The 14,069-nt window shown below is 41.5% G+C and carries 18 protein-coding genes and 2 tRNA genes; 11 read left to right on the top strand and 9 right to left on the bottom strand.

Annotated elements, in window-relative coordinates; translation table 11 throughout:
• Positions 1-22 precede the first annotated feature (22 nt).
• A tRNA-Ser gene (locus NWE91_01725) sits at positions 23-110 on the bottom strand.
• A gap of 168 nt (positions 111-278) precedes the next feature.
• Positions 279-650 (bottom strand): hypothetical protein, encoded by a 372-nt coding sequence (locus NWE91_01720; protein MCW3985115.1) that lies wholly within the window; start codon positions 648-650, stop codon positions 279-281.
• 647 nt (positions 651-1,297) lie between these two features.
• Here NWE91_01720 and NWE91_01715 point away from each other — a divergent pair.
• Both NWE91_01715 and NWE91_01710 read left to right on the top strand, forming a co-directional pair.
• A complete protein-coding gene (locus NWE91_01715; GenBank protein MCW3985114.1) occupies positions 1,298-1,939 on the top strand; it encodes an endonuclease NucS in 642 nt (213 codons plus the stop codon).
• A gap of 140 nt (positions 1,940-2,079) precedes the next feature.
• Entirely contained in the window at positions 2,080-2,223 is a 144-nt protein-coding gene (locus NWE91_01710) for a hypothetical protein (protein ID MCW3985113.1), read from the top strand.
• Positions 2,224-2,696: 473 nt separating this feature from the next.
• Here NWE91_01710 and NWE91_01705 read toward each other — a convergent pair whose 3' ends face one another.
• Together NWE91_01705 and NWE91_01700 are read right to left on the bottom strand one after the other, a co-directional pair.
• The gene (locus NWE91_01705) at positions 2,697-2,924 is read right to left on the bottom strand and encodes a hypothetical protein (GenBank protein MCW3985112.1); all 228 of its coding nucleotides are present in this window, start codon (positions 2,922-2,924) and stop codon (positions 2,697-2,699) included.
• 263 nt (positions 2,925-3,187) lie between these two features.
• On the bottom strand, positions 3,188-3,415 hold the full coding sequence (locus NWE91_01700) for a hypothetical protein (GenBank protein ID MCW3985111.1): 228 nt from the start codon (positions 3,413-3,415) through the stop codon (positions 3,188-3,190).
• Positions 3,416-3,863: 448 nt separating this feature from the next.
• Here NWE91_01700 and NWE91_01695 point away from each other — a divergent pair, with 448 nt between their 5' ends.
• The 4 genes from NWE91_01695 (at position 3,864) to NWE91_01680 (ending at position 5,832) form a co-directional block, all read left to right on the top strand.
• The gene (locus NWE91_01695) at positions 3,864-4,607 is read left to right on the top strand and encodes a DNA alkylation repair protein (protein MCW3985110.1); all 744 of its coding nucleotides are present in this window, start codon (positions 3,864-3,866) and stop codon (positions 4,605-4,607) included.
• Between the two features lie 89 nt (positions 4,608-4,696).
• Positions 4,697-5,194 carry a DUF3795 domain-containing protein gene (locus NWE91_01690; GenBank protein ID MCW3985109.1) on the top strand — a complete coding sequence of 166 codons (498 nt, stop codon included), beginning with the start codon at positions 4,697-4,699 and terminating at the stop codon, positions 5,192-5,194.
• Between the two features lie 63 nt (positions 5,195-5,257).
• Positions 5,258-5,437 carry a hypothetical protein gene (locus tag NWE91_01685; GenBank protein ID MCW3985108.1) on the top strand — a complete coding sequence of 60 codons (180 nt, stop codon included), beginning with the start codon at positions 5,258-5,260 and terminating at the stop codon, positions 5,435-5,437.
• A gap of 68 nt (positions 5,438-5,505) precedes the next feature.
• The gene (locus tag NWE91_01680; GenBank protein ID MCW3985107.1) at positions 5,506-5,832 is read left to right on the top strand and encodes a hypothetical protein; all 327 of its coding nucleotides are present in this window, start codon (positions 5,506-5,508) and stop codon (positions 5,830-5,832) included.
• 32 nt (positions 5,833-5,864) lie between these two features.
• Here the strand turns inward: NWE91_01680 and NWE91_01675 are convergent, their stop codons facing one another.
• On the bottom strand, positions 5,865-6,086 hold the full coding sequence (locus tag NWE91_01675; GenBank protein ID MCW3985106.1) for a hypothetical protein: 222 nt from the start codon (positions 6,084-6,086) through the stop codon (positions 5,865-5,867).
• A gap of 161 nt (positions 6,087-6,247) precedes the next feature.
• Here NWE91_01675 and NWE91_01670 point away from each other — a divergent pair, with 161 nt between their 5' ends.
• From NWE91_01670 to NWE91_01660, 3 genes are all read left to right on the top strand, one after another.
• Entirely contained in the window at positions 6,248-6,694 is a 447-nt protein-coding gene (locus NWE91_01670; protein MCW3985105.1) for a hypothetical protein, read from the top strand.
• 197 nt (positions 6,695-6,891) lie between these two features.
• Entirely contained in the window at positions 6,892-7,239 is a 348-nt protein-coding gene (locus NWE91_01665; GenBank protein MCW3985104.1) for a cupin domain-containing protein, read from the top strand.
• A gap of 375 nt (positions 7,240-7,614) precedes the next feature.
• Positions 7,615-7,692, top strand: a tRNA-Pro gene (locus NWE91_01660).
• Positions 7,693-7,715: 23 nt separating this feature from the next.
• Here NWE91_01660 and NWE91_01655 read toward each other — a convergent pair.
• Complete coding sequence (locus NWE91_01655) at positions 7,716-8,675, bottom strand: transglutaminase-like domain-containing protein (protein ID MCW3985103.1); 960 nt, start codon at positions 8,673-8,675, stop codon at positions 7,716-7,718.
• 81 nt (positions 8,676-8,756) lie between these two features.
• On the opposite strand from NWE91_01655, the gene NWE91_01650 reads away from it, so the two are divergent.
• Both NWE91_01650 and NWE91_01645 read left to right on the top strand, forming a co-directional pair.
• Positions 8,757-9,278 (top strand): hypothetical protein, encoded by a 522-nt coding sequence (locus tag NWE91_01650; protein MCW3985102.1) that lies wholly within the window; start codon positions 8,757-8,759, stop codon positions 9,276-9,278.
• Between the two features lie 61 nt (positions 9,279-9,339).
• Positions 9,340-11,157, top strand: a complete 1,818-nt coding sequence (locus NWE91_01645; protein MCW3985101.1) for a beta-propeller domain-containing protein — start codon at positions 9,340-9,342, stop codon at positions 11,155-11,157.
• On the opposite strand, the gene NWE91_01640 is transcribed toward NWE91_01645, so the two are convergent.
• The 3 genes from NWE91_01640 to NWE91_01630 form a co-directional block, all read right to left on the bottom strand.
• Positions 11,154-12,146, bottom strand: a complete 993-nt coding sequence (locus NWE91_01640) for a fructose-bisphosphatase class II family protein (GenBank protein MCW3985100.1) — start codon at positions 12,144-12,146, stop codon at positions 11,154-11,156. The two genes, NWE91_01645 and NWE91_01640, sit on opposite strands and share 4 nt — an antisense overlap.
• A gap of 45 nt (positions 12,147-12,191) precedes the next feature.
• The gene (locus NWE91_01635; GenBank protein MCW3985099.1) at positions 12,192-12,431 is read right to left on the bottom strand and encodes a hypothetical protein; all 240 of its coding nucleotides are present in this window, start codon (positions 12,429-12,431) and stop codon (positions 12,192-12,194) included.
• A gap of 305 nt (positions 12,432-12,736) precedes the next feature.
• Entirely contained in the window at positions 12,737-13,846 is a 1,110-nt protein-coding gene (locus NWE91_01630) for a DegT/DnrJ/EryC1/StrS family aminotransferase (GenBank protein MCW3985098.1), read from the bottom strand.
• Positions 13,847-14,069: the final 223 nt, after the last annotated feature.

Genomic DNA, 14,069 nt, shown 5'->3' with positions numbered 1-14,069 from the left:
AAAGGCTTTTAAGCTGATTATATGGCGCCGGGAATGGGATTCGAACCCATGCGGCCCAGAAGGGCCACAGGCTCTCAAGGCCTGCGCATTATCCGCTCTGCCATCCCGGCTTGTTGGGACATACAGTGGTTTACTCGAGAATTAAATATTAACCTAGCCCCCCTAACTTTGCTTTAACAATAAAAAGGGTTTAATGCCTAGTCATATTCGATGTATATTGACTGCCTACTAGAAGCCTATAGTGCAAAGCTTGATCCAAGGGTGACGCACACGTGATTTTATATGGTCGACAACACTTTTTTCCTTTTCCTCTTTTTCCTTGTCACTGCACCCTCTTCAATAAAGCTGGAACTACGTAGTTCATGCATGTACCACCCTCTGGCCCGCGAGAAATAGACTCCCGCCGCTAACCCGAAAACCATTAATGTTAACCCGCTCAGCGTCAATGCCAACCCCAATACACATCCAGGTGCGGTCGAAAACCCAACGGGCACAAACAAGACCCAATCAACCAACTCTGCCACAGCCAACGTCTCCAAAGTCCCGCCGATAAACAAAACACTTCCCGCAATAAACATCAAATAAGCTGACAGCTCGTCATGCCTAGATTCTGCAGCTCTCTCACGTAGATAATCGCGAATCGACAACATCGACCCCATATAGAAGCAATAGCGAAAAATATGTAAATGTTATGATAGGTCACTAAAGATTTACAATCTATATAACAAAGGAAAACTGCATACGTGTACAACAACAACACGGAAACGTTTATTAAATCTTAAGTTTTACTATACGCTTAATGGGTGCCTCCTTTGTCAAAGCTTATTTCAATGCGATACTCGGAGAATGTTGAAAGTGGAAATAATGACAGTTGCTGCGAAGCCTGCGGACGGATGTTTGGAAATCCAATCCAACTGACCAATCTTTCAGCAATGCCTATGCAAACATATAACGCTTGTCCATTCTGTTTCTCTAAACTGGAACTTGACAATTTTGAAGTGTCAACTTCAAGAGAAGCTGGCTATACTTACGAAAAGGCCCAGAAAAATATGGAAAGTCCCGCACAGTCAGAATGTCCGCATTACCTCGGATATTTGAAAAAACGCCCAAAAAACGCGCCAATTCCAGACTCTTGTTTGGTCTGTCAAAAAATGATACAGTGCATACTCCATTAGCTGGAAGAATACTCACACAATTCGTCTTATCTAATAATATTCAAAATCAATATTCTATTTCGTGAATTGTACTTCATAAGCTATTTATCTCTTATAGAGATTTGTTATTGCTGGGATTAAGTATGTCAATTGCGAGAATCAGCGTTAAAGATGAGAATGAGCTGCAGAAAATAGTCGCACATGACGTAAGTGCTGTCGAAAAGGGACTGACAGTGATTTGCAGTAACATGCCAATAGATTCAAAAGTAAATATCGATGTGCTGTGCCACGACGAAGATGGACAACTGGTCATTGTCAAACTAAGTACGAAAGAGAACGATAACATGTTTTTTGAAGGTTTGAAAATCTTGGCTTACGTTAACAACGTGAAACCCTTGCTGAAGTTTTCCTACAAAGACTATAAAATAAATGATACAAAGTCACCAAGGCTCGTCTTTTTAGCGCCTTCGTTTTCAACACAATTAGTCGACGTAGTTAGTCAGATGCAAGGAATCCAGATGGATCTCTACACGTGGGAATACTTCGGATTTGATGATAAAAGAGCCCTACATCTTGAGCCAGCATGGTTAAGCGAGGCAACGAAATCAAGGCCCCGAAGAACCAAGCCGGAAAAGCCCCTGCCGCTAAAAGGTGTTGAGGAGCCTGAAAAGGAACCTGAGAAGGTAACAGAAGAGGTTGTAATGCCTCCAGAAGAAGTAAAGCCAAAGTCACCTAAGAAAGAATACAAAGAACGAGCGAAAAAGAAGTCGATTTTCTCGATCTGAGTCTGCTTTCAGCATCCACCATCAATTTTTTCTAGCTCTTTTCATTATCTAGCTGAAGCGCAAAATAGAAATTCATTTTCGATCAGATTATTAAGCGAAACTCTAATTGATACATTAAGGTGATGTAGGTGGATGCAAAATTGTATGTTGACGAAGAAGAAATCCCACTCAATGAGTTTGTAAAGAAATTGTTTAGCGGAATGGTTGCAGGTGCCGTCATGTCACTAAGAGACGTAGAAGAAAAGTGGAAGCGAATTCGAATTGAAGTAACAAGAGAGACATGAATAGCCTTGAGTTTGTCGAGGAAATCTGCTGCTTGGAGATTTTTCAAAGAGCTTTACTTGTTGACTGATGAAGGAGCGAACTATGTTCTAAGGAATGCAGATTTCTGTTCTGTATTTGTGTTGGACATGTCGACAAAAAGGTTTATTAAATATTCAGATTCATGATATGTTGACTTGCAATATTTATTCAAGATGTCTGAAAAGGGAAAATCATAATGCGGGGTTTGGCGGTTTTCGTTGTGTTTTTCGCCATTTTCTTAGTATCATCACTTGCAATTCCTTCTCCATTGTTCCCTGGAAATGTTGTTTGTTTTTTCTTTGGAATTTCGGATTTAAGTTATATTTCTCTTGTCAACGCTGTGGTAAATGGAATTTTTTATGGGTCTATTGCCTGGATTGTTTTTAGTTTGAGCTTTAGATGGGTAGAACGTTCCCTTTATAAGGAAAGGTCTGCAAAGAAGAAAAAGTAGTTTTCACAAAGAAGTGAATCCGGTTATGTGGATGATGCTTCCGCAATTGATACATTTTATTACAAGTTCTTCTAGTTGGGCCTTCTTTTTCATTTGGACTTCTTGAATGACGTACGTGGTTTCAGTTTCATCGTCTGGCGAAATCACTCTGCCGCAATTTGGACAGAGGAAATTTCCGTTGCCTTCAATCTTTGTTAGATCAACCACATATACGGTGGAAGCTTTTTTCATTTTTTGGTTCTTCCTTTCTGACGTGATGTTTTGGTTTTACCATGGATTTAATAAATAACCTTTGTGAATTATGAATCCAGAACGTTGAAAAAACGTATCCCTCTTAGATCTCTCTAAATGTTGAAAATGAAGGCTTCAACCTCTGTTGGATTCCACAAATCTACTTCTCTAACAGTCCTCTTAGCCTTTGTATGATCGCCTTCTGACTCGCTTTGCTTAAATGCTGGATATTTGATAAAGTCTTGACTAATAATCTAGGCTCTTCACCTAAGGGGCGTTGGAACGAATATGGGCTGTCGGCTAGCTTGGTCTAGGCTCTTAGCCTCGGACACATGGTTGATTCCCATTCTAAAAGCATCTTTCTGACTTAGAGAATGTATAATGTATTTTCTGCTATAGTTGACGTAGCCTTTGTAATGTTTGATTCTGTAGCTGTTACCTCTGGCTTCTAGAAATCCCATAGTATTGCATTTAGGACATTTGACTTTCATTGTGTTTTCCTTCATTTCTCCTAAAACTTGTAGTCAATAATATGTTGAAGTTGATATTTCTGTTTTATGCAAAGTCTGCCATGAAGAATCCAGAGCGATGAGCAAGCTTCTATTAGATTGGAGTTTTCTTCATGCTTCAGTTATCTTGTGAGATTAGCTACAATACCGTACTTATCCAGATAGCAGCAACTATGCCACACACAATAAGTGCAGAGACTATGAAGAAAGCTATGTTTTGCCATATATCAAAGCCTGTGGGATAGAACGCTAGGAATGAAATGGTAAATATTAGCCAGCAAAATACTGTAATGATTGTACCAGCAATTCTTCCTTTCAGAGAGACCATGTCTCTTGTGTCAGAGTAAAATGATTAATATCTGTTACGCTGTTGAGGTTTCTTCCGCAAGTCATAAAACTACCCTGTAGTATTTGGGAAACAGGTGCTCTTATGAAAGTGGAGGAATTATATCAGGAGATTGTCAAGCAGTTGAAAAGGAGAGAGAATCGTGAAGCTGCCTCAAAAATAGTTGCAAAAGCCAAGTATTTTGGGGTCACCATAAGGTCTTATGGGCTTGATGAGTTAGAAGAGAAAGAGGTTTTTGAAAGTTACCGTGAAGGTCTGAAGCAATCTAACCTTAGAGAAAGATTGGAGTTAGTTAAGAGGTTGCATGCTTCTGGTTTTGCTGAAGAGGTGAACTTTGGGAATACGGTTTTGATGCTTAGCCTTGACGAAATAACTCCTGCTCATTACCGCTTATTGGACGAAATTGGAAGCTACTTGAGTCATTGGGGAGAAACTGATTGGTTCTGCATCAATATTCTGCAGCCTTTACTCAAGCAATATACTGAAGAGACTTTGGAACTATTGAGAAAATGGAATAGAGCTGAGCATACTTGGAAGCAGAGAGCAAGTGTTGTTGCCTTTACTAGAAAAGTAGGGCAGAGTGGAAAGTTCACTGATGAAGTATTGGAGCTATGTGAGAGCCTGATATGGAGTAGAGAGGATTATGTTCGTAAGGGGGTTGGTTGGGCTCTAAAGGACAACATGAGAGGCTCAAAGAAGAAAGTTCTGGACTACGTGAAATCCCTGAGAGAAAGAGGAGTTTCTTCAGTGATCACACTTTATGCAATTAGAGACCTGAAAGGCAGGGAACGAAAAGAAGTCTTAGGTAAAAAACCAAAGAAGAAGTAATCATGTTTCTCACAGAAGACTTCTTCCACAAGTCATAAAACTGAAGCAGAAGACATAACTTGTTCCTATGATTATGGGGATTGTTGTCCATGGTTGATGAGTCTAGTCTGGTTGGATATTGCGGTCTTTATTGTGGTGCTTGTGCGATTTATCAGCAGATGATTAAGAAGAGAGGCATACAGCTACTCGAGGTTTTAGATGCTTATCACTTTCGAGAAATAGCAAAGGAAGCCAAAGAATGGGACCCCAAGCTTGACTATTACCCTCAGTTCGAAGACGTTCTGCAATCTTTGATGAAAATGTTTGGAGAATGTCCTAGCTGCTTAGAGGGTGGTGGACCACCAGTCTGTGTAATCAGAGACTGTTGCAAGGAAAATGGGTTCTCTACATGTGCAGAGTGCGACAAAATGCCTTGTGATAAACTACAACCACAAACTCAAGCTTACAGAGGACATCTCGATATGCTTCGCAGAATCAAAGAGATAGGAAAAGACAAGTGGGCTAAGGAAATGGAAAGAAAAGTCAAAGAGGGGTTCTCTTACATCGAAGTCATGGCAAAGAGAAGTGTGTCCAAAAGTGAAGACTAAAACTAATAGTTTCTTCCACAAGCCATAAAAACTGAACAAGAAGACATTGTTAAGGGACATTGATTGAAGGTTGACTTGGCAGTTGCAGGAATAATTCTTGTGGCTTTGATTGGATGGCTGATTGGAGCTTTATTAGAGCACCCTATTGGTTCTGGAGGTCTTCAGTTCTTAGGGGCTTTAATTGGCGCTATGGTTGCCCTAGCGGTTTTAGTGCTTGGCGAAGCCTTAAAATCTAAAGAATAGAGGCATCAAGCGTCCTTCCACAAGTCATAAAACTGAGGGAAAAGACAGAATCAGTAATGGTGAGCTTTTTGTCTGTTACTCTGCGTGATGCTCAACATCTCTGTTGGAAGAACTTCAGGAAAATCAATGATAAGCTTGATCTTGAAAGAGGAAAGGGTTGGACTCCTTTTGTAATGGTCACTGATTTACTTGAAGAAGCTGGTGAAGTTGCTGGAATAGTTAAGGGGTTAGAGGGGTTCAAGCCTCCAGAAAAACCTAAAACAAAAGAAATGTTAGCCGCTGAACTATCAGACCTTCTCTATATTATCTTTGTATTAGCAGAACACTATGGCATTGAACTAGAAGAGGTATTTCTTCAAACTGTAAACGATTACATTCTGAGATTTCTGAAATGATAGAGAAAGAGAGTAAAGTCTGATAGATCGTGTCAGCAAATAGAGCTGCTCTTATGGCACTTGCATTTGTTATCTTCTATTGACAACTCTAAATCCATGAGCATATCTTCAAGCTCTTCAGCGACTTCATTTGCTTCATTTTTCATAGCTTTTTCTAAAGCGATACGAACCTTGTCTCTAACAGCTAAAACGTCTTCTTCACCCTTCTTAAAACCCTCGTACATCCTACGCAAAGTCTCAATTGTTTCTTTCAAAGTCATCAAACAATAATGTCAAACTCGTAAAGATAAATATTTTCAGTTGTCTCTTCACAGAAAAGACAAAGTCACAAATCTGCTTAGTGAGTTTTGAACTGTAGTTTCTTCCACAACTCATAAAAACTGAAGCAAACAGGAAAAGACTTGAGGCTAGTTGAATGAATCTTGATGAAGATGAAGTTGCAGAGCAGTTGAACAAGTGGCAGAATATCTTAAGACTGCGAGACTGGGACATAATAATCAAGATAGTCAAATCAAAATGGAGAAAGTCTGGGGACATAAAAATCGATCTGGAAGATAAGAAAGCAGTGCTTTTGCTGAACTATACCCCGAAGTGTGAAAACTTGGAAGAGCTAATTATTCACGAGTTGCTTCATCTCAAGCTGTATGGAATGGATCAGATGATTGAAGACCTTCTGTCCATTGTCTACGGAAAGAAAGAGAAAAACCCAAAACGAGAGTTTGCCAATACACAATTCATGATACTCTTGGAGTCTACAGTTGAAGACCTAACCAAAGGTTACTTAACTGCTATAAAAAGTCAAGAGCCTTTGTCCTTTGGAAGACTGCAAAAGCAAATTGATAAAGAAGTCGGAATCAAATAGACTCTTCTGACAGCCTAGTCTATAGAAGAAAAAGAGCAAAGTCCACAAGACTAGTAAGTAGGTTGTCCTAGACTAGAATTTCTCCAAGTCTACAGGCTAGGACCGATAACTGGTACAATCTGGAGTTTCTTCCACAAGCCATAAAACTGAAGCTGCATGTTTCAGTAGTTGCGAATATTTCTAGAGGAAAAGATAAGATGGAATCCAATAAGGACCAAAAGAGCAAGGAGAAACTTGTAGTTCAAGCTGCCAATTTAACTGATTTGATAAACTATCAAGAAGAAGCTGTCGTGAGTAGAACTTTGATTGATAAGAAGGCAGGAACTGTAACCTTATTCGCTTTTGATAAAGGACAAGGACTAAGTGAGCATATAGCACCATTTGATGCTTTAGTTCATCTTCTAGATGGGCAAGCAGAGATTGTTATCTCAGGCAAAGCCCTTTATTTGAAGGAAGGTGAAGTGGTCATAATGCCAGCCAACAAATCGCATTCCCTAAAAGCAGTAAAAAGGTTCAAGATGATTTTAACAATGATAAAGTCTTGATGGAACCGCCTTCTTCATAGTTATTCCATTATTCCTAATAGCTACTTTCCTAGAAGCCCTAGTGTACAGAAGATTTTAATTGAACAGCCTTCTCCAGAGCCATACTTCTCCAATGCTCGTAGATCCCTAGATATTTGCTCAAGTTAGCTAATGCAATCATAGTTAGTCTCTTTTTAGCTTTAGACAGACTTGTTATTCTATGCACACTTGAAGGATCAGCTAGGACATCAGCGTACTTTCTAGCATAGTTTAGGGCATAACCTAAAGTATTTTTATTGTGATTCTGTAGATACCATTTAGTGTATGATTTCCAATCTATGCTAATTGCTTTGGGAATCAATAAGCAAGTAGAAGGCTTAGATTCCTTAGTTTCATGGGGCTGTCGGCTAGCTTGGTCTAGGCTCTTAGCCTCGGACGCTAGGGACCCCGGTTCAAATCCGGGCAGCCCCACCACAGCAAAAGAAATTGAAAACACTTTACAACTCGATGAAGTATTGATCGTTGAAATTGTAAATGGCCGTGTATGGATATAACGTAATTATATCACCTGGTCCTGTGTACCATCCGTCTTGTTGAGGGTCAATATTGTACCATATGGCTGTCCATGGAATTTTTATTTTCACCCAAGCATGATAATCTCCCGCCTCATTTTGTCCAACCACAACATAAACGCCTTCTGTACTCCACCCATCAGCCCTCAGCAACGAGCAAAGCAGAATCGCAAAGTCTTCGCAATCACCGGTTCGACTTTCCAAAGTTTCCTTTCCAAGCTGCCAATACTCGCCTACGGCGTAAGAGTCATAATCACTCACGTACTCAACGTTTCTTCCAACCCAATCTCGAATTGCCATCCAATTTACAAAAAATACACCGCTCATTATCTCCTTGTAAGCTGATTCCACGTATTTCTCATCAGGAGTTATGAAAAGCTTTGACATACCCCAAGAAGGCTGTCGGGGCAACTCTGCATCTACGGTGTAACTCCAATAAGCTGTTACATTATCGTAGCTCGCTTCAATTTCAAGAGTCTTTGGTTGATCGTAGTCTACTGAAAACGAGATTGAATCTGTGAATCCGGAATTTGGCTGTAGGTCGTAGACGGTTTTAGTGGAATAGTACATCGCGTCTAGGGCAAGCTCTACGGTCACAATTTCGGCGGAGACATTTCCAACGTTCTCAACAATGTAGTTGACTGCAACGGTAAGCACAGGTAAATCGTCAGTTCCTCGCTCCCAGAAATCGTCCACTAAGTCGCCATCAACCTTTAACTCTACGAAACCTGAAGTTTGGGAAGTTCCAGCATCTTGCGGCTTCTGCTCATGTTCGCTGTCTGGTGCCTGTTCATATTCTTTTACGCTTAGTTGCTCGTCTATTAGAATTAGAGTTATAGCGAAGAGTAAGAGAAAAACCAAACCAACTGCAACAAGCTTTCCCATTGTCCTCAGAAAGCTTAGAATGGGAGTTGCCGTTTAAAAAGTCTTGTGCGTCAATTCGGTGGCAGTTTATTGTTGCTATCGATGCGATTCAAGATTTCTTTCACTCAACTTATTTATGTAGAAAATAGTAGTCTTGTTTGGGGCTTGGCAATCAAAGAGAATGAATCAGCCAAAGGGCACATTTCAGGCACCACTTGGGATGTTTACCTCTATATCTTAACCTCCAAAGAACCTGTAGGTGTAAGAAACGTTTGGAGAACTTTAAAGTTTTCTAGCCCTAGTTTAGCCCAATATCACGTCAACAAGCTTCTGGCCTTGAAATTACTGCGTCAAACCCGAGACGGAAAATACTGGGTTAAAGAAAAACAGAAGGTAGAAGCCTTAAGAAGCTTTGTCTTGTTAAGAGGGAAGCTTATTCCAAGACTGGTTTTTTATGGGGCTCTCATCGCAGGTTTCCTTGCTGTATACATTGCTCTAAGACCTATTGAATGGGATTTCCCTGATCTGATGGTTCTAATAGTCTCTGTTTTCAGCATCTTTGCCTTCTTTTTTGAAGCCTATAACCAGTATCGAAGCTTAAAGGTGGCTGTTCAAAAAATTTGAACGACTGTTCTAAAGCGTAGTATTAAGAGCTGTGTTAGCATCATATTCTGGTGTGATTGACTTGAAGTTCCTCAGGCTTTATCCAAACTCGATTATGAACAAAAGGAGAGTTCTAGTCACTGGCTTAGTTGCCTTCCTCGGCGGGGCTCTGCTGTGCAGCATACTGTTAAATTTTACTCAGATATCACCATATTTTACTGTGTCTGGAGAACCGCTTTTGAGGTTTTCTTCTTATGAAGAGCTAGTGAATTTCATAAACACCAGCTCCCAATATCCTTACTACCTTGCTGAAGGCGAACGATTGAATGTATTTGGTGCAGACGCTGAAAGCGCGACGTCTACCCCTGAGTACTCGACCACCAACATTCAAGTCGAAGGAGTAGACGAGGCAGATATCGTAAAAACCGATGGAACATACCTTTACGTAATTTCGAACCAAACAGCCTTCATTATAAAAGCTTACCCTCCGGAAGAGCAGCAAATTCTTTCTCGAATAAAACTAAACACAACCTTACATGGAATATTCATCAATGGAGATAAGCTAGTTGTCTTTGGATCCACTTCTTACGAAGCAAGTGTGACAAACGAGGTTGTCAGACCTTACTATTGGCCTTATCTACTACCTAGAACTTTCATTAATGTGTACAACATCTCCAACAGAGAATCACCTGTTTTGACAAGAAATGTTACACTTGACGGTTCTTATTTTGGCTCTAGGATGATAGGTGACCACGCATATACTGTGATAAACGAGCCAGCGGTGCTTAGTGCAGGCGAAGTGAAGCTGCCAACATTGTACTATCCCAGCAACAAGGTTCAGAAGGTAAATGCAATTGACATCTGCTATTCCAACATCACCGACTATTACTATACATTCACAACCATCGTTGCCATAAACATTCAAAACGACGCCGAGAAACCAACACACGAAACACTTTTGCTAGGGGCTACATGTGGCTTGTACGTTTCTCTTAACAACATTTACGTAACATTTCCTAAGCCAAGAGATACTACCACAAAAGTTGAAAAAACGCTAATCTATAGAATTCACATAGAAGCTGGCAACATAGAAAGCCAGGCAAACGGAGCTGTTCCAGGCAAAGTATTAAACCAGTTTTCCATGGACGAATACGATGGCTACTTCAGGATAGCAACCACATCAGGCTCCCTTTGGGGCGGAGAACCGTCTCGAAACAACGTATATGTTCTCAATATGAGTCTTACGGTTGTCGGAAACCTAGAAAACCTCGCTCCGGGAGAGAAGATTTACTCTGCCAGGTTTATGGGTGACAGATGCTATCTTGTAACATTCAAACAGATAGACCCGTTCTTCACGATAGACCTTAGCAACCCAGCTGAACCTGAAGTCTTAGGCTATCTAAAGATACCTGGGTTCTCAAGTTATCTCCACCCATACGACGAAGACCACATAATAGGCATAGGCAAACAAGACAGCAACGTGAAAATGTCACTTTTCAATGTCACAGACGTTACTACACCGAATGAAACGGCTAAGTTCGTTGTGCAAGGCGACTGGTCAGATTCAGCAGTTTTGTGGGACCACAAAGCCTTTTTGTTCGACAAATCGAAACAGCTGTTGGCTCTTCCACTTTCAATAAGCTTCGCCGAAGTGAAAGACAGCTTTTATCATAGAGTATATTGGCAAGGCGTATACGTCTTCAACGCATCTTTAGAACGAGGCTTCGTGTTGAAAGGCAACATAACCCATCAAGAAAGCAGTGCAAGCTATGTTGAATATGGGTTCCAGGTGCAAAGAATACTTTACATAGACAACGTACTCTACACAATCTCAAACAGAAAGATAAAGATGAACAGCCTAGAGACGCTCGATGAAATCGGGGAAATAGAGCTTTCTTAGCGTTTTCGCGTTAACTGTTTGTATACTGGATGCCCTTTGAACCGCAGCATCGTCTCCGATTTCTCGAAGGTTCCACTCGGCAGCCTTACGCATAGCGAGTTGACTATGGCTCCGTTAGGAATGAAGCGCACTCCATCCAAAAGCTCCCCTTTCGTGACGCCGGACGCCGCAAAAACCAGTTCATTACCCTTGGCTAGTTCCATCTCAGAATAAGTCTTCTCAACGTCAACTCCTTCAGCCTCCAACTGTTCCAGCCTCTTAGCATCATCTCTTCTATCCCTCCAAACCTTAACCAACATCGTTCCACCAAGACACTTGACAGCAGTTGCTCCAATAGTGGCCTCTGGACCCGCACCAGCCCCAATCAACAAGTCAACTCCTGACTTTGGAATGCACGTGACAACCGACGCCGCAATATCTCCATCTGGAATCAAAATAATCCTAACCCCCAACTTCCTTAGCCTCTCCAACATCTCCCTATGGCGCTCCCGTTCAAGCATAATAACAGTGAAGTTCTGAAGCTGCATCTTCTTCTGCTCAGCAACCACCTGCACAATTTCCTCAATAGACATCTCAAGCGAAATCTTACCTTTCGAGCGATAGTCAGTTGCCACTTTAAAGTAATATCCATCGTCTGGAAGCACCTGCAAACAGCCCTTCGGAGCGCACGCCAAAGCGGAAATCGCATCCTTCCTCCCCTTAGAGGTAGCGGTTGTGCCATCTACAGGATCCATAACAAACTCCACCTTGGGTCCATGTCCGATGCCTACTTTTTCTCTTCTGGTGAAGGCGGGAGCGTTGTCTTTTGGTCCTTCACAGGAAATCACTTCGCCGTCAATCTCCATCTGCGACAGCAAAGCTCTTGAAAAGTCAACTGCTCGCTGGTCAACAATTTTGGGGTTCCCTTGTCCTATGTGCAGGGCGGCGCCTACTGCCGCTGCTATGGTGATTCTCGTCAGTGATGGGGCGAGAGTTCTTAATGAAACCAACACTTTCTCCTCAGTTACCGTTCCACAGAGCTAGGTATATGGCTTTTATTCCTCTTTAACTCTTTTCAAAAACTTTTCTCGAATCTTTTCCGCCAGTCTGCCATCCTCAACTATGAAAGCTCCTCGGTATCCACAATCTCTGCACTCCCAGACCGACCATAATTGAGGCAACCCACTAGCCCACTGGATGTCTGTGGAGCCACATTTTGGACAAAACTTTACTCGCTTTTTCTCTTTCTTCACAGCTTTTACTTCCAAGAAGTTGTTTTGGGGTCTGCCCGTCATGAGGTCCTCATCCATAAATGTCGGTCTGGGACGGCCACATCATCCCCCAATTATTGAAGGGGTCCCCCACTGATAGAGTTTTTGCTACATTGTGATATTCAACGAGAATGATTATGCTGACAGCGCGATTAAGCTTGTGAGATGAATCTTTTGTATTGTATGCTATTCTTCTATTTGTAGGTTCATTGTTTTTCAGCTTCTTTTTTCCTAATGGAATGTTGTTCATCATCTAGCTTAGTGTTTAAAGTAAAAGTGCTCTAGCACGCAGGTGAGTTGCTGACAATCATTGTATTATAATTATGAAATTATTCGAGTAGTTTTTGCAGTGAGCTGGCTATATAGTCTATCTGTTCTGTAGTCACAGCGGGATGGACGGGTAGCGAAAAGACTTGTCTTGCTGCTTTTTCTGTGTTTGGAAGACCATGTTTGCTGAACTTGCTATAGAAAGGCATTAAATGTATAGGCACGCGGTAATAAGCTGTGGCGCCGATGCTAAGTTTTTTTAACTCAACAATTGTCTCGTCTCGTTTTTTCTCGTCTGCATTCTTGAGTCTAACAGTGAAGAGATACCAGCTGTGTTTATACCCTTTTGGCACTGTTGGCAGCTGCAGTTCTTTGATGCCTTCTAGTTTCGACGCAATTCTTTCTGCATTTCTCCGTCTTTGCTTCAGGAAATTCGGCAACTTCTCAAGCTGGACACGGCCAATCGCTGCTTCCATTTCAGGCATGCGAAAATTGTGTCCAATCATACTCGACACATATTCTTCTTTTTCACCGTGTGACCTCATGTAGGGCAGTTTTTCAGCGTATTCATCGCTGTTTGTGGTAATCATACCACCTTCGCCAGTAGTCATGTTCTTGCTGGCGTAGAAACTCCAACAAGCCAAGTCAGCGAAACTTCCAGCAGGTTTTCCCGCATATTGTGCACCGTGAGCTTGAGCGGCGTCTTCAATAACTGCCAAGCCATGTTCTTGTGCTATTTCTTTTATGGGCTTTGTTTCTGCAGGCAATCCGAAAAGGTCAACTGGTATGATTGCCTTGGTATTCTTTGTGATGGCTTTTCCAGTTTTCTCGGGGTCAATATTGTATGTTTCGAGGTTTATGTCTACAAAGACGGGTTTGGCTCCTACTAGTACCACAGTTTCGGCGGTTGATACAAATGTGAAACTGGGTACAATCACTTCGTTTCCGGGGCCTACCTCCGCGGCTAAGAGCGATAAGTGAAGCGCGGACGTTCCACTGTTTACAGCAAACGCATGTTTAGCTTTCACAAACTTTGCAAAGGCATCTTCAAACAGTCCTACTATTGAGCCGCTCTTCGTGCGGCTTGTTAGAATGCCGCTTCTCAAGACTATGACAACTGCTTCAACTTCTTCCTCGCCGAGGAGAGGTTTGTTAATAGGAATCATCTCCATAGCGATACCTTCAAATACGAGGTTGCGAGCTGCACAATGTTACCAGATTTGCGCTAATTAAACTTTAATCAAAAACTGGCAAGAACTAGACTACTTTTCTTTCTTTGTTCCAAAAGGATTTGAACACCAAAACTATTACTTGGGAACAGAAAGAATTTAGCTTGGTGTTAGATATTATTTTTGCTTTAAAGTTTTGGTTTCCGCAACTTCAAAGGCTATCAGA

Source organism: Candidatus Bathyarchaeota archaeon, assembly GCA_026014805.1.
Classification (GTDB): Archaea; Thermoproteota; Bathyarchaeia; order Bathyarchaeales; family SOJC01; genus JAGLZW01.
This window is presented reverse-complemented; position numbering and strand designations above follow the sequence as displayed.

What these genes read in the sequence shown, in the direction of transcription:
- NWE91_01705 (MCW3985112.1), bottom strand. Translation starts at nt 2,924, where the DNA reads ATGAAAAAAGCTTCCACCGTATATGTGGTTGATCTAACAAAGATTGAA.
- NWE91_01720 (MCW3985115.1), bottom strand. Translation starts at nt 650, where the DNA reads ATGTTGTCGATTCGCGATTATCTACGTGAGAGAGCTGCAGAATCTAGG.
- NWE91_01650 (MCW3985102.1), top strand. Translation starts at nt 8,757, where the DNA reads ATGCGATTCAAGATTTCTTTCACTCAACTTATTTATGTAGAAAATAGT.
- NWE91_01695 (MCW3985110.1), top strand. Translation starts at nt 3,864, where the DNA reads ATGAAAGTGGAGGAATTATATCAGGAGATTGTCAAGCAGTTGAAAAGG.
- NWE91_01700 (MCW3985111.1), bottom strand. Translation starts at nt 3,415, where the DNA reads ATGAAAGTCAAATGTCCTAAATGCAATACTATGGGATTTCTAGAAGCC.
- NWE91_01715 (MCW3985114.1), top strand. Translation starts at nt 1,298, where the DNA reads ATGTCAATTGCGAGAATCAGCGTTAAAGATGAGAATGAGCTGCAGAAA.
- NWE91_01630 (MCW3985098.1), bottom strand. Translation starts at nt 13,846, where the DNA reads ATGGAGATGATTCCTATTAACAAACCTCTCCTCGGCGAGGAAGAAGTT.
- NWE91_01665 (MCW3985104.1), top strand. Translation starts at nt 6,892, where the DNA reads ATGGAATCCAATAAGGACCAAAAGAGCAAGGAGAAACTTGTAGTTCAA.
- NWE91_01670 (MCW3985105.1), top strand. Translation starts at nt 6,248, where the DNA reads ATGAATCTTGATGAAGATGAAGTTGCAGAGCAGTTGAACAAGTGGCAG.
- NWE91_01690 (MCW3985109.1), top strand. Translation starts at nt 4,697, where the DNA reads ATGGTTGATGAGTCTAGTCTGGTTGGATATTGCGGTCTTTATTGTGGT.
- NWE91_01635 (MCW3985099.1), bottom strand. Translation starts at nt 12,431, where the DNA reads ATGACGGGCAGACCCCAAAACAACTTCTTGGAAGTAAAAGCTGTGAAG.
- NWE91_01655 (MCW3985103.1), bottom strand. Translation starts at nt 8,675, where the DNA reads ATGGGAAAGCTTGTTGCAGTTGGTTTGGTTTTTCTCTTACTCTTCGCT.